21 protein-coding genes and 1 riboswitch are annotated in these 20,144 nt (G+C 72.8%); of the genes, 15 read left to right on the forward strand and 6 right to left on the reverse strand.

Annotated elements, in window-relative coordinates; genetic code table 11:
* Nucleotides 1–58 precede the first annotated feature (58 nt).
* The 4 genes from ACIBX3_RS17955 (at nt 59) to ACIBX3_RS17970 (ending at nt 4,046) form a co-directional block, all read left to right on the forward strand.
* Nucleotides 59–1,204, forward strand: a complete 1,146-nt coding sequence (locus ACIBX3_RS17955) for a sensor histidine kinase (protein ID WP_397118155.1) — start codon at nt 59–61, stop codon at nt 1,202–1,204.
* Between the two features lie 55 nt (nt 1,205–1,259).
* Complete coding sequence (locus ACIBX3_RS17960; protein WP_397118157.1) at nt 1,260–2,000, forward strand: LytR/AlgR family response regulator transcription factor; 741 nt, start codon at nt 1,260–1,262, stop codon at nt 1,998–2,000.
* Between the two features lie 91 nt (nt 2,001–2,091).
* The gene (locus ACIBX3_RS17965) at nt 2,092–2,382 is read left to right on the forward strand and encodes a hypothetical protein (RefSeq protein ID WP_397118159.1); all 291 of its coding nucleotides are present in this window, start codon (nt 2,092–2,094) and stop codon (nt 2,380–2,382) included.
* 173 nt (nt 2,383–2,555) lie between these two features.
* Nucleotides 2,556–4,046, forward strand: a complete 1,491-nt coding sequence (locus tag ACIBX3_RS17970; protein ID WP_397118160.1) for a cation acetate symporter — start codon at nt 2,556–2,558, stop codon at nt 4,044–4,046.
* A 517-nt stretch (nt 4,047–4,563) separates the two neighbouring features.
* Here the strand turns inward: ACIBX3_RS17970 and ACIBX3_RS17975 are convergent.
* A complete protein-coding gene (locus ACIBX3_RS17975; RefSeq protein WP_397118162.1) occupies nt 4,564–5,406 on the reverse strand; it encodes a deoxyribonuclease IV in 843 nt (280 codons plus the stop codon).
* Nucleotides 5,407–5,562: 156 nt separating this feature from the next.
* On the opposite strand from ACIBX3_RS17975, the gene uraD reads away from it, so the two are divergent.
* The 7 genes from uraD to ACIBX3_RS18010 all read left to right on the forward strand — a co-directional run bounded on the left by uraD (nt 5,563) and on the right by ACIBX3_RS18010 (nt 10,322).
* Nucleotides 5,563–6,072 (forward strand): 2-oxo-4-hydroxy-4-carboxy-5-ureidoimidazoline decarboxylase, encoded by a 510-nt coding sequence (gene uraD, locus ACIBX3_RS17980; RefSeq protein ID WP_397118164.1) that lies wholly within the window; start codon nt 5,563–5,565, stop codon nt 6,070–6,072.
* A complete protein-coding gene (gene uraH, locus ACIBX3_RS17985; RefSeq protein WP_397118165.1) occupies nt 6,069–6,374 on the forward strand; it encodes a hydroxyisourate hydrolase in 306 nt (101 codons plus the stop codon). Before uraD ends, uraH begins: the two co-directional genes overlap by 4 nt.
* Entirely contained in the window at nt 6,375–7,235 is an 861-nt protein-coding gene (gene pucL / locus ACIBX3_RS17990; RefSeq protein WP_397118167.1) for a factor-independent urate hydroxylase, read from the forward strand.
* Nucleotides 7,236–7,239: 4 nt separating this feature from the next.
* Nucleotides 7,240–8,103 (forward strand): FAD binding domain-containing protein, encoded by an 864-nt coding sequence (locus ACIBX3_RS17995; RefSeq protein ID WP_397118169.1) that lies wholly within the window; start codon nt 7,240–7,242, stop codon nt 8,101–8,103.
* Nucleotides 8,103–8,576, forward strand: a complete 474-nt coding sequence (locus ACIBX3_RS18000) for a (2Fe-2S)-binding protein (RefSeq protein WP_397118171.1) — start codon at nt 8,103–8,105, stop codon at nt 8,574–8,576. Before ACIBX3_RS17995 ends, ACIBX3_RS18000 begins: the two co-directional genes overlap by 1 nt.
* Complete coding sequence (locus tag ACIBX3_RS18005; protein WP_397118172.1) at nt 8,573–9,958, forward strand: 8-oxoguanine deaminase; 1,386 nt, start codon at nt 8,573–8,575, stop codon at nt 9,956–9,958. Before ACIBX3_RS18000 ends, ACIBX3_RS18005 begins: the two co-directional genes overlap by 4 nt.
* Before the next feature lie 151 nt (nt 9,959–10,109).
* Nucleotides 10,110–10,322, forward strand: coding sequence for an EF-hand domain-containing protein (locus ACIBX3_RS18010; protein WP_397118174.1), 213 nt, complete (start codon nt 10,110–10,112; stop codon nt 10,320–10,322).
* A 33-nt stretch (nt 10,323–10,355) separates the two neighbouring features.
* On the opposite strand, the gene ACIBX3_RS18015 is transcribed toward ACIBX3_RS18010, so the two are convergent.
* Nucleotides 10,356–11,468 (reverse strand): winged helix DNA-binding domain-containing protein, encoded by a 1,113-nt coding sequence (locus ACIBX3_RS18015; protein ID WP_397118176.1) that lies wholly within the window; start codon nt 11,466–11,468, stop codon nt 10,356–10,358.
* 180 nt (nt 11,469–11,648) lie between these two features.
* Between ACIBX3_RS18015 and ACIBX3_RS18020 the strand changes: the two genes are divergently transcribed.
* From ACIBX3_RS18020 to alc, 4 genes are read left to right on the forward strand one after another with little or no spacing between them, the layout of a single operon-like run.
* Entirely contained in the window at nt 11,649–11,843 is a 195-nt protein-coding gene (locus ACIBX3_RS18020) for a hypothetical protein (protein WP_397118178.1), read from the forward strand.
* A 17-nt stretch (nt 11,844–11,860) separates the two neighbouring features.
* Nucleotides 11,861–13,069: a glycerate kinase gene (locus tag ACIBX3_RS18025; RefSeq protein WP_397118180.1), complete on the forward strand. Its 1,209-nt coding sequence runs from the start codon at nt 11,861–11,863 to the stop codon at nt 13,067–13,069.
* Entirely contained in the window at nt 13,070–14,398 is a 1,329-nt protein-coding gene (gene allB, locus ACIBX3_RS18030) for an allantoinase AllB (protein WP_397118182.1), read from the forward strand.
* The gene (gene alc / locus ACIBX3_RS18035; RefSeq protein WP_397118184.1) at nt 14,399–15,355 is read left to right on the forward strand and encodes an allantoicase; all 957 of its coding nucleotides are present in this window, start codon (nt 14,399–14,401) and stop codon (nt 15,353–15,355) included.
* 352 nt (nt 15,356–15,707) lie between these two features.
* Here the strand turns inward: alc and pknB are convergent, their stop codons facing one another.
* The 4 genes from pknB to ACIBX3_RS18055 all read right to left on the reverse strand — a co-directional run bounded on the left by pknB (nt 15,708) and on the right by ACIBX3_RS18055 (nt 20,029).
* Nucleotides 15,708–17,663 carry a Stk1 family PASTA domain-containing Ser/Thr kinase gene (pknB, locus tag ACIBX3_RS18040; protein WP_397118186.1) on the reverse strand — a complete coding sequence of 652 codons (1,956 nt, stop codon included), beginning with the start codon at nt 17,661–17,663 and terminating at the stop codon, nt 15,708–15,710.
* 161 nt (nt 17,664–17,824) lie between these two features.
* Nucleotides 17,825–18,580, reverse strand: coding sequence for a thiazole synthase (locus tag ACIBX3_RS18045; RefSeq protein WP_397118188.1), 756 nt, complete (start codon nt 18,578–18,580; stop codon nt 17,825–17,827).
* On the reverse strand, nt 18,573–18,764 hold the full coding sequence (gene thiS, locus ACIBX3_RS18050; RefSeq protein WP_397118190.1) for a sulfur carrier protein ThiS: 192 nt from the start codon (nt 18,762–18,764) through the stop codon (nt 18,573–18,575). The genes ACIBX3_RS18045 and thiS overlap by 8 nt, the downstream gene beginning before the upstream one ends.
* Before the next feature lie 5 nt (nt 18,765–18,769).
* A complete protein-coding gene (locus ACIBX3_RS18055) occupies nt 18,770–20,029 on the reverse strand; it encodes an FAD-dependent oxidoreductase (protein ID WP_397118192.1) in 1,260 nt (419 codons plus the stop codon).
* Nucleotides 20,019–20,135: riboswitch (TPP riboswitch) on the reverse strand. (Overlaps the previous gene by 11 nt.)
* Between the last annotated feature and the right edge of the window lie 9 nt (nt 20,136–20,144).

Consider the following 20,144-nt stretch of genomic DNA (forward strand, 5'->3'; position numbering starts at 1 on the left):
GTGATTTCACTCTGCGTTCTCCTTCCGTCACGCTCAGTTGTTGGCTACGGTTGCCCACGTGCTGACCACCGCGTGCGTGGCGCTGTCCTGCCTGGCCTTCGTCGCCGGCCACCTCCTCGCCCGGGTGCGGTGGCGCGGCCACGCGCTGCCTGAGGGCCGGTGCAAGGACGAGGCGACGTACACCGCGCTGCACATCGCCGCGATGGCCGCCCCGGCCCTGCGCGCGGGGCTCAACCGCGACTCCGCGCGCAAGGCCGTACGCCACCTGCGCGCGCTGCTCGGCACCCACGCCGTCGCGATCACCTCCACCGAGGCCGCGCTGGCCTGGGACGGGCCGTGCACCGACGACGTGCTCACCTACGCCAGGGCCGCGCTGTCCGCGGGGCGGGCGCAGGTGTTCGCGGGGGAGCCGCACGGGGCCGTGGTGGTGCCGCTGACCGTGGACGGCACGGTCGTGGGGGTGCTGGCGGCGTTCGACGACCAGATCAGCGCCGCGCTCGTGCGTACCGTGACCGAGGTCGCCTCCTGGGTGTCGGGCCAGCTGGAGCTGGCCGAGCTGGACGCCTCGCGGCGGCGCGCGCTGGAGGCCGAGATGCGCGCGCTGCGCGCCCAGATCTCGCCGCACTTCGTCTACAACGCGCTGACGACGATCGCCTCCTTCGTCCGCACCAACCCCAAGCGCGCCCGCGAGCTGCTGCTCGACTTCGCCGACTTCTCCCGGTACGCGCTGCGCAGGGCGCACGACTTCACCACCCTGGCCGACGAGCTGACCTGCGTCGACCGCTACCTGCTGCTGGAGCGCGCCCGCTTCGGCGACAAGCTGCGCTTCAGCATGCAGGTGGCGCCCGAGGTGCTGCCCGTGCCGGTGCCGTTCCTGTGCCTGCAGCCGCTGGTCGAGAACGCCATCAAGCACGGCATACGCGGCCGCGGCGGCACCGGCGAGGTGCGGGTCGTGGTGCGCGACGCCGGCCCGGAGGCGCACATCACGGTCGAGGACGACGGCGCCGGGATGGACCCCGAGTGCGCCCGGCGCATGCTCGACGAGGATCCCGCCCGCGAGGGCAGCGGCATCGGCCTGGCGAACGTGGACCTGCGGATGCGCCAGATCTACGGCGACGGCTACGGGCTCGTCGTGGAGACGGCGCTGGGCGCGGGCACCAAGGTGCGGCTGCGGGTACCCAAGACACAACTCAGCTCATTGTAGTCATTTCATTACTCAGAGCTTGTGGACATGGCCTATCATGCGGCAGCGTAGGGGCATGCTGAGAGTTCTGGCCGTCGACGACGAGGTGCCTGCTCTGGAGGAGCTCGCCTATCTGCTGCGCCAGGACGAAAGGATCGAGCACGTCACGACCGCGGCCGACGGCGTCACGGCGCTGCAGGACATGGTCCAGATGATCGGCGGGGGCGAGCGGCTCGACGGGGTGTTCCTCGACATCCGCATGCCCGGGCTCGACGGCCTCGACCTCGCCCGGCTGGTCGGCGGCTTCCCCAGCCCGCCCCGGCTGGTGTTCGTCACGGCGCACGAGGAGTGCGCGGTGCAGGCGTTCGAGCTGGAGGCGGTCGACTACCTGCTCAAGCCGGTCAGGGCCGAGCGCCTGTCGGAGGCCGTGCGCAGGCTGGAGGCCGCCACCTGCCCCGCGCCCGAGCCGGGCCAGGACGACGTGATCCCGGTCGAGCTGGGCGGGCGCACCAGATTCGTGCCGCAGCAGGCCGTCTGGTTCGCCGAGGCCAAGGGCGACTACGTGCGCCTGCACACCGTGGACGGCAGCTACCTCGTGCGCATGTCGCTGGCCGCGCTGGAACGACGCTGGTCGGAGGCCGGGTTCCTGCGCATCCACCGAAGCACGCTGGTCTCGGCGCGGCACGTGAGCGAGCTCAGGTTCGAGGGCGGGCGGGTGACGCTCACGGTCGGCACCGAGACGCTCCAGGTCAGCAGGCGGCACAGCCGGCAGGTGCGCGAGCAGCTCGTCCGCCAGCACCGGGGAGTGATCTCGTGACCGCCCCCGGCGCCGGAGGCGTCCGGTGCCCGGCCACCGCTCGGGCCGGGGGCATCCCGCGCGTCGCCACCGCTCACATCGGAGGCGTCCGGTGACCCAGCGCCGCGTGGTCGTCTCCCGAGAACCGGTCGCGCTCGGGCATGCCCGGGACCGGTACGCCACCGGGGAGTGCGGGCCCGGTGCGCCGGCGATCGTGGGGCGGCAGTTACGGCAGGCCCTTCTGACCGTGGGGGCGGTCGCCGCGCTGCTCGTGGCGGCCCCGGTCGCCGCCCTGTGGCTGCCCGAGCCGGGGGCCTGGGTGGCGCTGTCGCTGGCCCTGCACGGCGCCTGGGTGGGCCTGGCCGTATTCCAGCTGCGCCGAGCCGAACGGCTGGAGCGGTGAGAGCGCCACGGGGCGGAAGCCGGTCAGGGCACGTGCGAGGGAGACGCCTGCCGTGGGCGGGCCGGTCAGGGCACGTGCGGGGGAGACGCCTGCCGTGGGCGGCGGGCCGGTCGGGGCGCGTGCGGGGGCGATGACCGTGGCGCTGCCGGTGCTGGGCTGAGGCGGTCGGCGATATGACCGTCGCGGTGCTGACCGGGATCGCCTTCGTGCTGGTCCTGGGCGTCATGGTGGGCGCCGCGCGGCCACGTCGCAGCCGCGGCGCCGCCGACTTCCACGTGGCCGCCAGGATGGTCCCTCCCTGGTGGAACGGTGCCGCGATCACCTCAGAGTTCACCTCGGCCGCGTCCTGCCTGGGCATCGCCGGCCTCATCGCCACCCGCGGCGGCCCGATGGTGTGGTACCCGGCGGGCGCCGCGGCCGGTTTCGTCGTCTTCCTCGCCCTCGTCGTGGCGCCGCTGCGCCGCTCGGGCACGTACACGCTGCCCGACTTCGCCGAATGGCGGCTCAGATCCGCGGTGCTGCGCCGCTTCACCACCTGCTTCGTCCTCCTCGTCGGGCTCACGCTCATGGTCGCGCAGTTCCACGCGGCCGGCGTCGTGGTACGGCTCCTGACCGGGCTGCCGCCCTGGCTGGGCTGGACGGCCGTCGCGGGGGCGGCGCTGATCGTGGCGTTCGCGGGCGGGCTGGGGAGCGTGACGAGCGTGCAGGCCTCGCAGTTCTGGCTCAAGCTGGCCGTCTTCCTCGGGGTCGGGGCGGTCTGCTGGTGGATGTCCGGCACGCGGCCGGTCATCTGGTTCGAGGGCGCGTACCGGGCCGGGGCTCCTGAGCTGGCGGGCGCGGGCGACACCTCGCTGCCCGGGGTGCTGACCGTGCTGCTGACGTGCGCGCTGGGGACCATGGGGCTGCCGCAGGTGATCGTCCGCGTCTACACCAACCGGGACGGGAACGGGGCCAGGCGGTCGATCGTGGCCACTCAGGTGATGCTGGCGGTGTTCTGCGTCGTGCCGCCGCTGTACGGGGTTCTGGGGCGCGCGCACGCCTCCGGCGCCGCGACGGATGAGATCGTGCTGCTGCTGCCCGCCAGGATGCTTCCTGGGACCGTAGGGGAGGTGCTGACCGGGTTGCTGGCGGCGGGCGCGTTCGCGGCTTTGCTGGCGACGGCCGGGGGCGTCCTGGTGGCGGTCGGGGGTGCGGTGTCGTCGTGCCTGAGGCGTGGCGGCGTGGCGTCCTTCCGCGTGGCCGTGGTCCTGGTGCTGCTCATCGCGCTCCCGGTGACCGCGGTCACCGGGCCGTGTGCCTCGGTGCCGCTCGTCCTGCTCGCCTTCAGCCTGTCGGCGGCCACGTTCTGCCCGCTGCTGGTGCTCGGGATCTGGTGGCGGCGGCTGACGGATGCGGGCGTGGCGGCGGGGTTCGCGGTGGGAGGGGGCGTGACGACGGCGCTTGTGATCGCCGATCAGGCGGGCGTGAAAATGGGGGCGCTCACTTCCCATCCCGCAGCGCTCGCGGTGCCGGTCGCCTTTGCCGCGATGGTTATGACTTCCCTGGTCACGCCGGGTCGGGTGCCGCGTGGGGTGGGGCGGATGATGGCCAAGATGCATCTGCCCGAGCCTCTCGCGAGCCCCCCAACCTACCGCTCGTCGGCCCCAGAAGACCGCTCGTCGTGACAGTACTCTCCGTACAGCGATGGCTACGGACCGTTCAACGAGCTGACCTTAAACGGGGTTTCGCCCACAAGATCGCAACCGTAGTGTTTCGGCATCGGATAGCCACTCCGGCGCATCGGAGGGACGAGCCGGGGGGCTCATTGCAAGTCTGGTGCGCCGGCTTCACCGGTGACCACCCAGGTCGCCGCGGCGGTCGGGCCCTTGACCGGGGGGTAGGGCCCGCCACGCCGGTTCGTGAGGGGGCGCCCGCTGAGGCCGGACACCGGCCCCGCGATCCGGCCTTCGGGGGCGGTCGGATCGCGCGAGCGGGCGCCCCTATCGCGGTTTCTGCCTCGGTAAGGGTTTTATTCTGGTTCGCCGCTCACCCGGCTGCCCGCCACCCGGACGCCCCAAGGGAAGGGCCATGCCCCGGCACCTCACGCGCTTTCGGAACCCCGCGACGCGGGCGGGCGCCGGCTGCGAGCATGCGGCGGCAGGCCGGGATCCCGGGTGCTGCGGCCCGGCGGGGAAGGGCCGCTCAGCCGTTGTCGCGGAGCTTCTTCAGCAGGGCGATGTCCTCGGCGTTCTTGGGCGCCTTGCCCGGTGTCTCGATGCAGATCGGGACGCCCGCCACCGCCGGATGCCGCATCATGCCGGCGAACGCCTGGGCGCCGATGAACCCGGCCCCGATGTTCTCGTGCCGGTCCTTCTTGGACCCGCACGCGTCCTTCGAATCGTTGGCGTGGATCAGCTTGAGCCGCCCCGGCGCGATCCGGTGCAGCGCGTCGAACGTCTCCGCCACCCCGCCCTCCGCGGCGAGGTCGTGGCCGGCCGCGAAGGCGTGGCAGGTGTCGAGGCACACACCGGCCCGCGGATGCCAGTCCAGCGTCTCCAGGTAGGGCTCGAGGTCCTGGACGGTGGCGCACAGCATGGCGCCCTGCCCCGCCATCGGCTCCAGCAGCAGGTCGGGCCCGCCGTCGGGGATCTCGTCCAGCAGCGGCAGCAGGTTTTCCCGCAACTGGCGCAGCGCGTCGTCGCGCGACTGCGTCACCGCCGACCCGGTGTGCACCACCACCCCCTTGGCGCCGGTGTCCACACCCCGCCGCAGCGTGTGGCGGACGATCGCGATGGAGTTGGCGAGCGTCTCCGGGCTGGGCGAGCCGAAGTTGACCAGATAGGGCACGTGGATGAACGTGTCGACTCCCGACTCGGCCAGCTTGGCGTCCTGGTCGGGCTTGCCTTCGGTGAGCGCCCAGCCGCGCGGGTTGGTGACGAACACCTGGATCATCTCGGCGCCGATCTCGGCCATGTACGCCAGGCCGCCCGTCGCCAGGCCGCCCGTCACGGAAACGTGTCCGCCGATCAGGGATGTTGGGCTCATGATGGCCCCAAGTCTAGGCCCGCCGACCGACACTCCCGCCGTGTCACGCACCGCGCGGCGTTTGGAGCATGACACGAAAAGTCCTGGCCATCGGGCACGGCACTTCGGAGTTCTCGCGGATGGACCGGGCACGAAGCGCATGTGTGTACTTCTGACATGGCCCACACGCTGACCGCACTCGACGCTTTCAACTCCCGCCCGCCGGACGAGGCGCGGAAGGAGCTGATCGCCTGCTGCGCCTCCAGGGCCTTCGCGGGGGGCGTGGCGGAGCGGCGGCCGTACCGCGATCTCGACGAGCTTCTCGCGGCGGCGGAGGCGGCCGTCAAGGGGCTGGAGTGGGGCGATGTGCTGGAGGCGCTGGCCGCGCATCCGAGGATCGGGGAGCGGGCGGGAGGCGGAAGCCGGGAGGCGGCCTGGTCGCGGCAGGAGCAGTCCGGGGTCGAGGACGAGGTGCGGGAGGCGCTCGCCGAGGGGAACCGGGCGTACGAGACGCGGTTCGGGCACGTGTATCTCGTGTGCGCGACCGGGCTGAGCGGGGCGCGGCTGCTCGCCAGGCTGCGCGAACGGCTGGGGAACGACGAGGAGGGCGAGCGGGCGGTCGTGCGCGACGAGCTGGCGAAGATCACTCGGTTGCGGCTGGTGAAACTGCTGGGGGGAGAGCGGTGAGTTTCTCGACACATGTGCTGGACGCGGTCACCGGGCGGCCGGCCGCCGGCGTCCGGGTACGGCTGGAGCGGGACGACGGGCAGGTCCTGGCCGAAGGGCGTACCGACGAGGACGGGCGCATCAAGAGGTGGGACACCGGAGGGGGCGGGGTCCGCCGCGTGGTCTTCGACACCGGGGCGTACCTGCCGGAGACCTTCTACCCCGAGGTCGTCATCGCCTTCACCGTGACCGACCCCGAGCGGCACCACCACGTGCCGCTGCTGCTCAGCCCGTACGCCTACTCCACCTACCGAGGGAGCTAGATGTCCGTCAAGCTCGGCCCCAACCGCTACGGCAAGGCGGAGACCAGGCTCGTCCACGTCGTCAGGGACGGCCCAGTCCACCACATCAAGGACATCAACGTCAGCACCTCGCTCTCCGGCGACATGGAGGCCGTGCACCTGACCGGCGACAACGCCACCGTCCTGCCGACCGACACGCAGAAGAACACCGCGTACGCCTTGGCCAAGGAGCACGGCGTCGGCCAGATCGAGGCGTTCGCGCTGCTGCTGGCCAGGCACTTCGTCGAGTCGCAGCCGACGATCCACCACGCCAGGGTGGAGATCGAGGAGTACGCCTGGAACCGCGGCGGGCCCCACTCGTTCGTGCGCGACGGCGGCGAGGTGCGCACCTGCGTCGTCCACCACGACAGGGACGGGCGCAGCACGGTGGTGTCGGGGCTTACGGATCTGGTGGTGCTGAACTCGACCGGGTCGGAGTTCCACGGCTACATCGTCGATCCGTACACGACCCTCCCGCCCGCCACCGACCGCGTCCTCGCCACCGCCGTCACGGCCCGGTGGCGGCACACCGGCGAGACCTCCTCGTACGGCAAGTCGTACGAGGAGGCGCGCCGCTGCCTGCTGGAGGCGTTCGCGGACACGCACAGCCTGTCGCTCCAGCAGACCCTGTACGCCATGGGCGAGCGCGCGCTCACCACCTGCGGCGAGATCTGCGAGATCAGGCTCGCCCTGCCGAACAGGCACCACTTCCTCGTCGACCTGTCGCCGTTCGGGCTGGACAACGACAACGAGGTCTACTACGCCGCCGACCGCCCTTACGGCCTGATCGAGGGCAGTGTGCTGCGTGAGGACGCACCCGACGCCGGATTCGCCTGGGAGTAGGACGATGGACTTCTTGCGGCCCACGACGTGGGCAGAGGCGCTGGCCGCCAAGGCGGACCAGCCGGAGGCGGTGCCCATCCAGGGTGGCACCGACGTCATGGTCGAGATCAACTTCGACGTGCGCAGGCCGCCCGCGCTGCTGGATCTCAACCAGGTGGCCGAGCTGCGGGAGTGGGACCTGGCAGACGGAATGTGCCGGGTCGGGGCCGGGGTGCCGTACACGACGATCATCGAGGAGCTCGGCGGGCCGCTGCCCGGGCTGGCGCAGGCGTCGCGCACGGTCGGGTCGCCGCAGATCCGCAACCGCGGGTCCGTCGGCGGGAACCTCGGCGCGGCCTCGCCCGCCGGCGACAGCCACCCGCCGCTGCTGGCGGCCGACGCGGTGATCGAGGTGGAGTCGCGGGACCGGGGCGTCAGGATGATCCCGGCGGCCGAGTTCTACCTCGGGGTCAAGCGCAGCGCGCTGGAGCCGGACGAGCTCATCAGGGCCGTGCGCGTCAGGCCCGCGACCGGGCCCCAGTACTTCTCCAAGGTCGGCACCCGCAACGCCATGGTGATCGCGGTGTGCTCGTTCGCCGTCGCGCTGCACCCGGACGAGCGGCGCGTCGGCACCGGGATCGGGTCGGCGGCGCCGACCCCGCGCCGGGCGGAGGAGGCCGAGGAATTCCTCGCCGGGGAGCTCGACTGGGGCTCGCCCGCGCTCGACCCCGCGCTGGTCAAGCGGTTCGGGCGGCTGTGCGCGGCCGCCGCCGCGCCCATCGACGACGTGCGCGGCACCGCCGGGTACCGCGTGCACGCCATCGACGTGATGGCCCGCCGCACGCTCACCTGGGCCTGGAACGACTACCTCGGAAGGAGGGCCGCCTGATGCGCGTGACCTTCACCGTCAACGGCCGCGAGGAGACCACTGACGACGTGTGGGAGGGCGAGAGCCTCCTGTACGTCCTGCGCGAGCGCCTCGGCCTGCCCGGCTCCAAGAACGCCTGCGAGCAGGGCGAATGCGGCTCCTGCACGGTGTACCTGGACGGCGTCCCGGTCTGCTCCTGCCTGGTCGCCGCCGGGCAGGCCGAGGGCCGGCGGGTCCGCACCGTCGAGGGCCTGGCCGAGGGGGACAGGCTCTCGACGGTGCAGGAGGCGTTCGTGGAGTGCGGGGCCGTGCAGTGCGGCTTCTGCACGCCGGGGCTGCTCGTACAGGCACATGACCTGCTCGAACGGGTCGAGCGGCCCTCCGACGCCGAGATCCGCGAGGCGCTGGCGGGCAACCTGTGCCGGTGCACGGGGTACGAGAAGATCCTCGACGCGGTACGGCTGGCCGCGGCGCGGAAGGCGGCGGCCGGATGACGCTGCTGATCGAGAACGTCCACATCGCCCCGGTCGTCGGCCCGGAGATCGAGTCCGGATACATCAGGATCGAGGGGGATCGGATCGCCGGCCTGGGCGCCGGACCCGCCCCCGGCGTCCCGGACGCGGAACGCGTCGACGGCACCGGATGCCTGGCCACCCCCGGCCTCGTCAACACCCACCACCACCTGTACCAGTGGGCCTCGCAGGGGCTCGCCCAGGACGCGACGCTGTTCGAGTGGCTGGTCGCGCTCTACAAGGTGTGGGCCGCCATGGACGCCGAGGTCGTCAAGGGCGCCGCCGCGGCCGGTCTCGGCTGGCTGGCGCTGTCGGGCTGCACCACCACCAGCGACCACCACTACATCTTCCCCAAGGGCAGGGGAGACCTGTTCGCGGCCGGGATCGAGGCCGCACGGGAGGTGGGCGTCCGGTTCCATCCGGCGCGCGGCTCCATGGACAGGGGTGAGTCGCACGGCGGGCTGCCGCCTGACGCCGTGGTGGAGGAGCTCGACGACATCCTCGCCGCCACGGCCGAGGCCGTGGACGTCTACCACGACCCGTCGTCCTCCTCGATGCTGCGGGTGGTCGTCGCGCCGTGCTCGCCGTTCTCGTCCAGCGCCGAGCTGATGACCGAGTCCGCCGCGCTGGCCAGGGCCAAGGGCGTACGCCTGCACACGCATCTCGCCGAGACGCTCGACGAGGACGAGCACTGCCTGGCGCAGTTCGGGCTGCGGCCGGTGGACTACATGGAGAAGCTGGGCTGGCTCGGGCCGGACGTGTGGTTCGCGCACGCCGTGCACCTCAGCGACGCCGACATCGGCAAGCTCGCCGCGACCGGCACCGGCTCCGCGCACTGCCCGTCCTCCAACGGGCGGCTCGGCGCCGGTATCGCCCGCGTGTCCGAGATGCTGCGCCGCGGCGCGAACGTCGGGCTCGGCGTGGACGGCGCGGCCTCCTCCGAGCTGACGCCTCTGGCCGGCGAGATGCGGCAGGCCCTGCTGTTCCAGCGCGCCCGGTACGGCCCCGCCGCGCTCACCGCCCGGCAGGCCCTGGAACTCGCCACGCTCGGCGGGGCACGCAACCTCGGCCGCGCGGGCGACCTGGGGTCGCTGGAGGCCGGCAAGCTCGCCGACATCGCCCTGTGGCGGATCGACGGGCCGTTCACCTCCGCCGTCGCCGACCCCGTCTGCGCGCTCGTCTTCGGGCCCGCGCTGCCACTGGCCCGGGTGCTGGTCGGCGGGCGGACCCTGGTCGAGGACGGCGAGCTGAAGACCGTCTCCCAGGACGCCGTCGGGCGGGCCGGCGCCGAGGCCGGGCGGCGGTTGCTACGGCTGGCGGAGCAACGCGGAGTCACCGCCGCCAAGGAGGTCCACCGGGGCTGAGGGGCGGCGGACAGCCATGCGGTGCACGTACCCGGCCAGGCCGTCGTCCTCCTGGCCGGGCTCGGTGCGCCGGTATACACGGTTCGCGTCCATGAGGCCATAATGGCGTGCCCGTTAAGGTATGGATGTCCGGATAACGAAAGGCGGTCCCGTGGCGGCGGAAATCTCAGCCGAGCGGCTGGCGCAGCTGAAGAGCACCTTCGCGTCGATCGACACCGACGGCGACGGCTACATCAGCGAGAGCGAGCTGAAGAAGCACTTCCCCGACCTCCCGGCCGAGGCCCTGGGCGCGATGAGCCAGGCCGCCGACTCCGACCAGGACGGGCGTTACTCGCTGGAGGAGTTCATCCGGACGGTTTCCTGACGGAACGCCGCAGGGCGGGCCTCGAACACGTCTCTAGAGCGCGGACAGCTCCCGTTCCAGCGGGGTGCGGAAGCGCGGAGTGACCTTGATCCCGCCGAGCCAGGCGGCCAGCCCGGCAGCCTCGCTCTCGACCGCGGCGGCGGCCTCCGCGCCCACGTCGGCCAGCAGCCGCCACACGACCTCGCCGTCCGCCCGCTGCGCCCAGCCGCCCACCACGCGGCCGTCCCACCACACGGTCGGCCCCACGTTGCCGCTGCGGTCGAACAGCTCGGCACGGTGCTCGGGCGGCAGGTACCAGTCGCGGGCCTGCCAGCCCATCGGCGTCGGATCGAGCGCGGGCAGCAGCGCCGCCCACGGCTCCGGCTCGGCGACCTCCTCCAGGTCGTCCGGCAGCACGTACCCGACGCCCTCGTCCAGCTCGACCGCTGCCGCGCCGGCCGCGGTCAGGGCTCGGCGCACGTCCCCCAGCGTCCAGCCGGTCCACCACTTCACGTCGGCCTCCGTGCCCGGACCGAACGCCGCCAGCCACCGCCTCACCAACTCCGCCTGCGCGTCCGGCACCGGCAGCCCGGCGAGCTCCGGCCCTAGGCCCCAGCGGTGGTGGCCGCTGATCCACGTGCCGGAGGAGCGGCCGCACCGTACCAGGGCGCCGTCCATCGCCATCAGCGACAGCAGCCGCGACCCGACGCTCACCGTCCCCTCGTACGGCTTGCCCACCGCCACCTTTACCTGCTCGCGCAGCCGCGGCTCCAGCGCGCCCAGCTCCGCCGCCGTCGCCTCGCCCACCTCGGCCAGAACCCGCAGCACCGACGCCTCGACGTCGGCGAACCTGGCCTCGTCCCAGCCGCCCTCGCCGAACACCTTCAGCAGCGACTTGCGCTCCTTGCGGGCGATCGCCAGCGTCGAGGAGCAGTGGACGACCGGCACCAGCTCCGCCGGCACCACGAACACCGTCCGCCGCATCCCGGTCATCCGCACCAGCGTGCGGTCGGTGTACAGCGCCCGCTCGACCGGCTCCGGGCCGGGGGCGGCCAGGCGCGCGCCCGCCGACAGGAACACCGTCGCCGGATCGGTGCCGTGCAGCGCCACCATCGACGCCGCGGCCTCCTCCGGGGTGGCGGCCTTGGCCGCGAGCCGGTGCCTCACGGCGAGCCGCGCCTGCCTCTGTAGCGTCGAAATCCGCACAAACGCTCCCTTCGTCGGAGCGAGCGTAGTTGGAGGATCACACACCCGGCGACGGTCTGGACCGGCGGCGGTTGATGGGCACGTGCATAGGCATCCACGCCGCCGCGTCGTTCACTGGAGGGGACTCGTGGGAGATGATCCATGACCACCGCCGTCCTGCTCGTCCTGGCCGTCCACCGGCTGCCGAAGGGGTCCCCGGGCACGGTGGCGGTGCTGGTGGGCGGCGCGGCGGGCACGCCGTTCGCGCGTGTGATGATGGGTCACGCCTTCCTGCCCGCTCGCACCGGGCAGGAAGGCGTGTCCGGCCATTGTTCATCATCGTGTGGGAGTTCGTAGTGGTTCAGCATGTTCTGGTGGCCCCTGACAAGTTCAAGGGGTCGCTGACGGCGGCCGAGGTGGCCGGGCGGGTGTCGGCGGGGCTCGGCGTGCCCACAGTGGAGCTGCCGGTGGCCGACGGCGGCGACGGCACCGTCGACGCGGCCGTGGCGTGCGGCTTCGAGCGGATCACGATCGAGGTCACCGGGCCGACGGGTGAGCGGATCCCCGCCTCGTACGCCTGGCACGCCGCCGACGCCACGGCCGTGGTCGAGCTGGCCGAGGCGTCCGGGCTGCGCCGGCTGCCGGGCGATCGTGAGCCGCTGACCGCGACCAGCTACGGGACGGGGGAGCTCGTCGCCGACGCCGTGCGGCGCGGTGCCGGCCGGGTGGTGCTGGGGCTGGGCGGCAGTGCGTGCACCGATGGGGGCGCGGGGATGGCGCAGGCGCTGGGCGCGCGGTTGCTGGACGCCGGCGGCCATGACCTTCCTCGGGGAGGGGCCGCGTTGCGGACGCTGGACAGCATCGACATGTCTGGATTTATGGATATTTCCGGGGTGGAGTTCGTGGTGGCGAGCGACGTGGACAACCCGTTGCTCGGCCCGCACGGCGCCGCCGCCGTCTACGGCCCCCAGAAGGGCGCCACCGCCGAGGACGTCACGACGCTGGAGGCGGCGCTGTCGCGGCTGGCGGCGGTGGCGACGCAGACGCACGGGCTGCTGGGGGCGCCGGAGCGCAGGAGCTCGCGACGAGAGAGCGAGGGACGAGCCAACGAGGAGCGAAGCGGGCGCGACCATGAACACGAACATGACGACATGCCCCGGCCCATGGGCGTCGCCGGGGCCCCGGGGGTGGGCGCGGCCGGCGGGGTCGGGTTCGCGGCGCTGGCGTTCCTGCACGCCGACATCCGGCCCGGCATCGACTACCTGCTCGGGCTGCTCGGGTTCGGGGCGCAGGTCGAGGGCGCGCGGCTGGTCATCACCGGCGAGGGCTCGCTGGACGAGCAGTCGCTGCGCGGCAAGGCGCCGATCGGCGTGGCGCAGGCGGCGGCCAAGGCCGGGGTGCCCGTGATCGCCGTCTGCGGGCGGCGTACGCTCACGGACGAGGAACTGCAGGTCGCCGGCATCGAGGCCGCGTACGCGCTCACGGATCTGGAGGCCGACCCGGACCGTTGCATGGCGGAGGCCGGGCCGCTGCTGGAACGCCTCGCCGCCAGGATCGCCGCCGACCACCTCGAAGGGAAGTAGATGACCCAGCTGGACCTCGTGGTCCGATCCCGACGGACCGTCACGCCGGAAGGGGAGCGGGCGACCGCGGTGGCCGTCCAGGGAGAGAAGATCACCGGCCTGTACGACTACGCGGCGCCGCTCGACGCCGCCGAGGACATCGACCTGCGCGACCTCGCGTTGCTCCCCGGGCTGGTCGACACGCACGTCCACGTCAACGAGCCCGGGCGGACGCACTGGGAGGGCTTCGCGTCGGCGACCAGGGCGGCGGCCGCGGGCGGCGTCACGACCGTCGTCGACATGCCGCTCAACTCGCTGCCGCCCACCATCAGCGTGGCGGCTCTGGAGGCCAAGCTGCGGGCCGCGCTGGGGCAGTGCCACGTGGACGTCGGGTTCTGGGGCGGGGCCGTGCCCGGGAACATCAAGGACCTTGCGCCGCTGCACGAGCGCGGCGTATACGGCTTCAAGTGCTTCATGTCGCCCTCCGGCGTGGACGAGTTCCCGCCGCTGGAGACCGCCGAGCTGCGGCAGGCTCTGGCGGAGATCGCCGGGTTCGGCGGCCTGATGGTGGTGCACGCCGAGGACCCGGCCCTCCTGCGGGACCCGGTCGGCCCGACGTATCCGGAATTCCTGGAATCACGGCCGGGGGCGTCGGAGCGCAGCGCCGTCCAGCGTGTCGTGGACCTGGCCGGGGAGACCGGCGCCCGGGTGCACATCCTGCACGTCTCCAGCGCCGACTGCCTGGACGTGCTGGAGGCGGCACAGGCCGGCGGCGTGGCGGTCACGGCCGAGACCTGCCCGCACTACCTGACGCTGGCGGCCGAGCAGGTGCCGGAGGGGGTCACCGCGTACAAGTGCTGCCCGCCCATCCGGTCCGAGTCCAACCGGGACCTGCTGTGGGACGGGCTGGCCAGAGGGGTGCTGAGCTGCGTCGTGTCGGACCACTCGCCGTCCACGGCGGATCTGAAGGTGCCCGACTTCGCCGCCGCCTGGGGCGGCATCGCCTCCCTCCAGCTCGGGCTGTCCGCCGTCTGGACGGAGGCCTCGCGCAGGGGGTACGGGCTCGGCGACGTGGTGCGCTGGATGTCCGCCAACCCGGCGGCGTTGGCCGACATTTCCGGAAAAGGTGGCATAAAACCGGGCAATGATGCTGACCTGGTCGCTTTCGACCCTGCCGCCGACAACCCCGTGGACGCCACCCTCCTTCACCACAAGAATCCCGTCACCCCCTACCACGGCCGCGTGCTCAAGGGCGCGGTCCTGACCACCTGGCTGCGCGGCAGGCCGGTGGACGGCGTCGCGCACGGACGATTCCTGCCGATCGAGCACCACATGTTGGGAGAGCAGTAGATGTCCCGCTTCACCACCCTTCCCGACCTCGCCCTGCGGACGTTCGGCGGCTCGGTCGTGGCCGCCAGCGACGAGTCGTTCGCCGAGAAGGAGTGCCTCATCAGGCCGGGCCGGCCCGGCTTCCAGGCGGAGACGTTCGGCAGCAAGGGGCAGGTCTACGACGGCTGGGAGACCCGCCGCCGCCGCGAGCCCGGCCACGACTGGGCGCTGGTACGGCTCGGGATGCCCGGCGTGATCCGCGGTGTGGTGATCGACACGGCCTGGTTCAAGGGCAACTACCCGCCCCACGCCTCCGTCGAGGCCGCCTCGGTCGAGGGCCACCCGTCACCCGCGGAGCTGCAGGCCGCCGAGTGGGTGGAGATCCTCCCGAGTGTCGATCTCAAGGGGGACGCCGAGCACCACTTCGAGGTGGCCGACGACGGCCGCTACACGCATGTGCGGCTGAACATCCACCCCGACGGGGGCGTCGCCCGCCTCCGCGTGCACGGCGAGCCCCGGCCCGATCTGTCCGTGTACGAGGGCCTCGGCCTCGACCTGGCCGCCCTCCAGAACGGCGCCCTGGTCACCACCTGCTCCAACGAGTTCTACTCGGCGCCCAACAACGCCCTCGCCCCCGGGCTGGCCCGCCACCAGGCGGAGGGCTGGGAGACCGCGCGGCGCAGGGACGGGGGGAACGACTGGCTCGTCATCCGCCTGGCGGGGCGCGGCCTGATCCGGCTGGCGGAGATCGACACCACCAACCTGCTGTTCAACGCACCTGCGGCGGTCGCTTTGACCGGGTTCGACGGGGAAGGCGAGGGGGCTCGGACGGTGGAGCTGCTTCCCCGGACCCGCCTCCAACCGGACACCCCGCACCGCTTCACACTCACCCACACCGACCCGGTCACCCATGTCCGCGTGGACATCTACCCGGACGGCGGCCTGGCCAGAGTCCGCCTCCACGGCCACCTGGCCTGACGCCCCCACCACCGTCCCGCCCCACCACCGCCGGCCCGCCCCATCGCGGTCCGCGCCTGCCTTACCGTCGGCACCTGCCTTTCCGCCGGCCCGCCTAGCCGCTGCGGTTTGCGGTGCCCGCGGTTTGCGGTGCCCGCAGTCACGGCGTGCCGTACGCCCGCCCGGCACCGCGGCGTGCGTGTCCTGCCGCCCGCCCGCGGCGTGAGTTGCCCGTCGTTCGCGATGCGGGGGCGTGGCCCGGCCTGCGGGCGCCCGGCCCGCCGCCGCGGTCAGGCCCGCACACGGGCCGCGTCCCGTCCGCAGCGGGCGCCGATCCGCCCAAGCCGGGTCGGCGGCGCCGCGCGGGACGGCGTCAGTGCCAGAGGAAGACCGTGGTGCCGGCCGGTCGTTCGTTGCCGGGAAGCGGGCGCTGGAACTGCACCACTCCCCGGTTCCCGAGCCGCTGAATCCGTACCTTGAACCCCAGGCCCTCCAGCTCCGCCCGGGCGTCCCTGACGTCCTTGCCGATCACCCCGGGCACCACACCGAACTGCTGATCGTCCCGTGCCTGGTTGTCGCCCCTGCTGAACCAGTCCCAGAAGTCCGTCTGGCACCGCGCCACCGTCACCATGACCTGGGCGCCGCGGTCGACCTCCGACTTGGCCTTGGGCGTCTGCGCGATCACCGTGCACGGCTCGGCGTCGTCGTCCACCTCCTGGACCTGTGCCTGGAAGCCCTGCTGCTGGAGGTAGGCGGCGGCCTCGTCCTTCGGCATGCCGTTGACGTCGGGCATGACCAGGCCGGCGCTCACGAAGACGTCGATCTTCGCGCCTTCCTTCACCTTCTCGCCCACCTGCGGCGAGGTACGGATCACCTTGTCGCGCTCGACCTCCGTGTTGGCCAGCCGCTTGACCGAGCCCACGGTCAGCCCGGCGCCGGCGATCGCGGCACGCGCGTCGTTGCCGGTCATGCCCGCGACGTTGGGCACGACCACGCGCTTGGGCCCGAGCGAGGGCACCAGCGTGATCGTGCTGCCGCTCACCACCTCGGACCCCTCGGCCGGGTCGGTGCTGAGGACGTGGCCCTCGGCGACCTTCTCGTCGTACAGGCCCTCGCCCATCTTGACCTGAAAGCCGTCCTGGACGGCGTTCTTCTCGGCCACCACCATGTTCTTGCCCACCAGCTTGGGGACGAAGACGTAGTCGGGCTGGGCGAAGAACCATCCCGTCAGCGCGACGGCGACGACCATCACGCCCGCCAGTATCACCAGGAACCAGTTGGGCCGGAACCCGCGCCGCGACGGCACCTCGGCCCGCGGCTGGATCATCGTGTGACCCGGTACGGTCTGGGGTACCGACGGGGCGGCGTGCACGGTCGTCCTGGCGTCCGGCTGGGACGATGCGTGCTGCCCCGGGGGCGGCCCGTGCGGAGCCGCGAGCGGCCCGTGCTGCCCGGAGCGCGACGTCGGCGGCGTGGTCGTCCGCGGCAGCATCCGGTGCGCGTCCACGGCCTCGACCAGCATGGCGGTCGCGTCCGCCGGGCGGTCCGCAGGCTCGCGCGCCGTCGCGTGCGCGACGAGCGTGTCGACCAGCGGCGGCACCTCGGGAACGAACGACGACGGCGCCGGCACGGTGTCGTGGACGTGCCGGTACGCCACGGACATCGGCGTCTCACCGTCGTACGGCTGCTGCCCGGTCACCAGCTCGAACAGCATGATGCCCGCCGAGTAGACGTCGCTGCGCACGTCGGCGGCGCCCGTCATGACCTGCTCGGGCGCCATGTAGCCGATCGTGCCGATCATCACGCCGGTACGCGTCTGGTTCGTCGCCTCGATGGCCCTGGCGAGGCCGAAGTCGACGACCTTGACGCGGCCGTCGTCGGTCATCAGGACGTTTTCCGGCTTGACGTCGCGGTGCACCATCCCGGCCTGGTGGGCCGCGCCGAGGGCGGCCAGCACCGGGATCATGATCTCGAGCGCCTCGCGGGCGGGCAGCCGGCCCCGGTCGCGCAGGATGTCGCGCAGCGTCTTGCCCGGCACGTACTCCATCGACAGGTAGACGATGTCGGTGTCCGTGCCCTGGTCGAAGACGTGCACCACGTTGGGGTGGGAAAGACTGGCCACCGACTTCGCCTCGCCGATGAACCTCCTGACGAACGCAGGGTCCTCGGCGAGCGAGCGGTGCATGACCTTCAGCGCCACCGTCCGGTCGAGCCGGACGTCGAGCGCAAGGTAGACAGTCGCCATACCGCCCCGGGCGATCCGGCTCTCGATGCGGTAGCGCCCATCGAGGAGCCGACCGACCAGGGGGTCCGCAGTCGTCGTGTCCACCCCGCTGAGTTTACGGGCGTTTTGCCACTGGCAGGGCCCGACCGCCCGAAACCGATGCGGAGCCGTGCCCAGTGGAACGTGCCCGCGTCCGGAGAAGCGGACACAGGCTCACTCGGGTCACGGCGTCCGCGGTTCCGGACCGCGCCCTTCCAAAGGGAGCGTCAGGGCGTCATCGGCGAGGACGCCTCGGCGTAACGGCGGCGCGGGATGCGGCCCGCCTGCCGCGCCAGCCGCCCCGCCACCACCGCCGACCTCATGGCCGCCGCCATGAGGTCGGGCCGCTGCGCCCGGGTGACCGCCGTGGCCAGCAGGACGGCGTCACAGCCCAGCTCCATCGCCAGCGCGGCGTCGCTGGCCGTGCCGATGCCCGCGTCGAGGATCACCGGCACCGAGGCGGCCTCCACGATCAGTTCGATGCTGTGCGGGTTGCGGATGCCCAGCCCCGAGCCGATCGGCGCTCCGAGAGGCATCACGGCCGCGCAGCCGGCCTGCTCCAGCCGCCGCGCCAGCGCCGGGTCGTCACCGATGTACGGCAGCACCACGAACCCGTCCGCCACCAGCCGCTCGGCCGCGTCGAACGTCTCGATCGGGTCCGGCAGCAGCGTGCGCTCGTCGGCGATGACCTCCAGCTTGACCCAGTTGGTGCCGAGCGCCTCCCTGGCCAGCCGCGCCGTCAGCACGGCCTCGCCCGCCGTGAAGCAGCCGGCCGTGTTCGGGAGCACCGTGATGTCCCGCCTGCGCAGCACGTCCAGCACGGAGCCGCGGGCGGCCGGGTCGAGCCGCCGCATGGCGACCGTGGTCAACTCCGTGCCGGACGCGGCCAGCGCCTGGTCGAGCACCTCGAGGGAGGGCGCGCCGCCCGTTCCCATGATGAGCCGGGAGGAGAACTTCTCCCCGGCGATGATCAGATCATCCACCTTGCACCGCCGTCAGCACCTCCATGCGGTCGCTGTCGCGAAGCGCCGTCGTCTCCCACGCGCTCCGCGTGACCACCTCGTCGTTCACGGCCACGGCCACTCCGGTGGTGGCCGTGGTCAGCGTACGCACGGCCTGCGCCACGGTCGTGCCGTCGGCGATCTCGTGCGCGGCCCCGTTGATCATGACAATCATGAAATTTCCCGAAACCTCCCTGGCGAGCACAACGCCGCCAGCTCACCCTCTTCGCCGCTCACCAGGGCTGCCGTGAGCGGCGCCAGCAACACGCCGCCCCGGTGGTGCCCGGTGGCCAGCGTGAGCCCCGGCGTCCCGCTCGGGCCGATGATCGGCAGGTTGTCCGGCGTGCCCGGCCGAAGTCCCGCCACCACGTCGGCGACCTCCAGCTCGGTCACGCCCGGCACCAGCTCTCTGGCGTCGCGCAACAGCTCGTAGAGCCCGCCCGCCGTGACCCTGGTGTCGAAGCCCATCTCCTCCTGGGTCGCTCCGACCACCAGCTCGCCGTCGCCCCGGGGGACCAGGTACACGTACGAGCCGTGCACGGTGCCGCGTACGCACCGGCTGAGCAGCGGCTGCGGGGAACGCAGCCGCATGATCTGCCCCTTGACCGGCCGCACCGGCACCTCGGCCAGCTCGCCGCTCCAGGCTCCGGCCGCCAGGACGACCCGCTCCGCACGGATCTCGTCCGGCGGCTCCGGTCCTCGCCGCGGCGAGCCGGGCACCGAGCCGGGTACGTGCGGCGGCGGCTCCAGGCGCACCCCGACGACCTTGTCACCGTCGCGCAGGAGCCCGGCGGCGCGTGCCCGGACCACCGGCGCCCGCAGGCGGTCGAGGGCGGCCAGCAGCGCGGCCGTGACGCGGCGCGGGTCCACCCAGGCGTCGCCGGGGGCCAGCAGCCCGCCGCGCACGGACGGGGCCAGCATGGGCTCCAGACGGCGGCACTCACGCCCGGTGAGGCGCTCGACCGGCAGCTCCAGTTTGTCCATGAACGCCGCCAGCTCATCCAGCGCCGCCAGGTCATCGGCCCCGAACGCCACGTCAAGCGTCCCATCGGCCCGCAGGTCCAGCCCCCGCCGAGCCCTGTCACCGATCTCCAGCCCGCCGGACGACCCGGCCACGGGCACATCGGCGGCCGCCGCAGCGGTGCGCTCGCCGCCCTGGGCGGCTCCGACGGGAGGGCCGGTCGCCGTGAGGCCGGCGTCTTCGGCCAGCTCGGTGGCGAACGACGGCCAGAGGCGCAGTGACGCCATCCCCAGCCGCAGCAGCGGCGCCTCCGTATAGGACACCTCGCTGACCGGCGCCAGCATCCCCGCCGCCGCGTGCGAGGCCCCCGAGGCCGGGGCCGGGTCCACCACGGTGACCGGTCGCCCCGCCCGGGCCAGCCGCCAGGCGATGGACAGCCCGACGATTCCGCCGCCTACGATCACATCCATCCGCGCTCCCTTCGCCGGCATGATCCGGATCAGGTGTCTTGCGGTCGAAGGCCCGGTGAAGCCTTCCTCTCAGCCCGGTAACGGCCGGACTCCCGCGCGTCTTTCCTCCACAGCC

The organism is Nonomuraea sp. NPDC049480 (assembly GCF_044465905.1).
In the GTDB taxonomy this organism is placed as follows: domain Bacteria; phylum Actinomycetota; class Actinomycetes; order Streptosporangiales; family Streptosporangiaceae; genus Nonomuraea.

Coding starts and splice junctions, on each gene's coding strand:
- ACIBX3_RS17960 (WP_397118157.1), top strand. CDS start 1,260: ATGCTGAGAGTTCTGGCCGTCGACGACGAGGTGCCTGCTCTGGAGGAG.
- ACIBX3_RS17970 (WP_397118160.1), top strand. CDS start 2,556: ATGACCGTCGCGGTGCTGACCGGGATCGCCTTCGTGCTGGTCCTGGGC.
- ACIBX3_RS17975 (WP_397118162.1), bottom strand. CDS start 5,406: ATGAGCCCAACATCCCTGATCGGCGGACACGTTTCCGTGACGGGCGGC.
- uraD (WP_397118164.1), top strand. CDS start 5,563: ATGGCCCACACGCTGACCGCACTCGACGCTTTCAACTCCCGCCCGCCG.
- pucL (WP_397118167.1), top strand. CDS start 6,375: ATGTCCGTCAAGCTCGGCCCCAACCGCTACGGCAAGGCGGAGACCAGG.
- ACIBX3_RS17995 (WP_397118169.1), top strand. CDS start 7,240: ATGGACTTCTTGCGGCCCACGACGTGGGCAGAGGCGCTGGCCGCCAAG.
- ACIBX3_RS18000 (WP_397118171.1), top strand. CDS start 8,103: ATGCGCGTGACCTTCACCGTCAACGGCCGCGAGGAGACCACTGACGAC.
- ACIBX3_RS18005 (WP_397118172.1), top strand. CDS start 8,573: ATGACGCTGCTGATCGAGAACGTCCACATCGCCCCGGTCGTCGGCCCG.
- ACIBX3_RS18020 (WP_397118178.1), top strand. CDS start 11,649: ATGACCACCGCCGTCCTGCTCGTCCTGGCCGTCCACCGGCTGCCGAAG.
- allB (WP_397118182.1), top strand. CDS start 13,070: ATGACCCAGCTGGACCTCGTGGTCCGATCCCGACGGACCGTCACGCCG.
- alc (WP_397118184.1), top strand. CDS start 14,399: ATGTCCCGCTTCACCACCCTTCCCGACCTCGCCCTGCGGACGTTCGGC.
- thiS (WP_397118190.1), bottom strand. CDS start 18,764: ATGATCAACGGGGCCGCGCACGAGATCGCCGACGGCACGACCGTGGCG.
- ACIBX3_RS18055 (WP_397118192.1), bottom strand. CDS start 20,029: ATGGATGTGATCGTAGGCGGCGGAATCGTCGGGCTGTCCATCGCCTGG.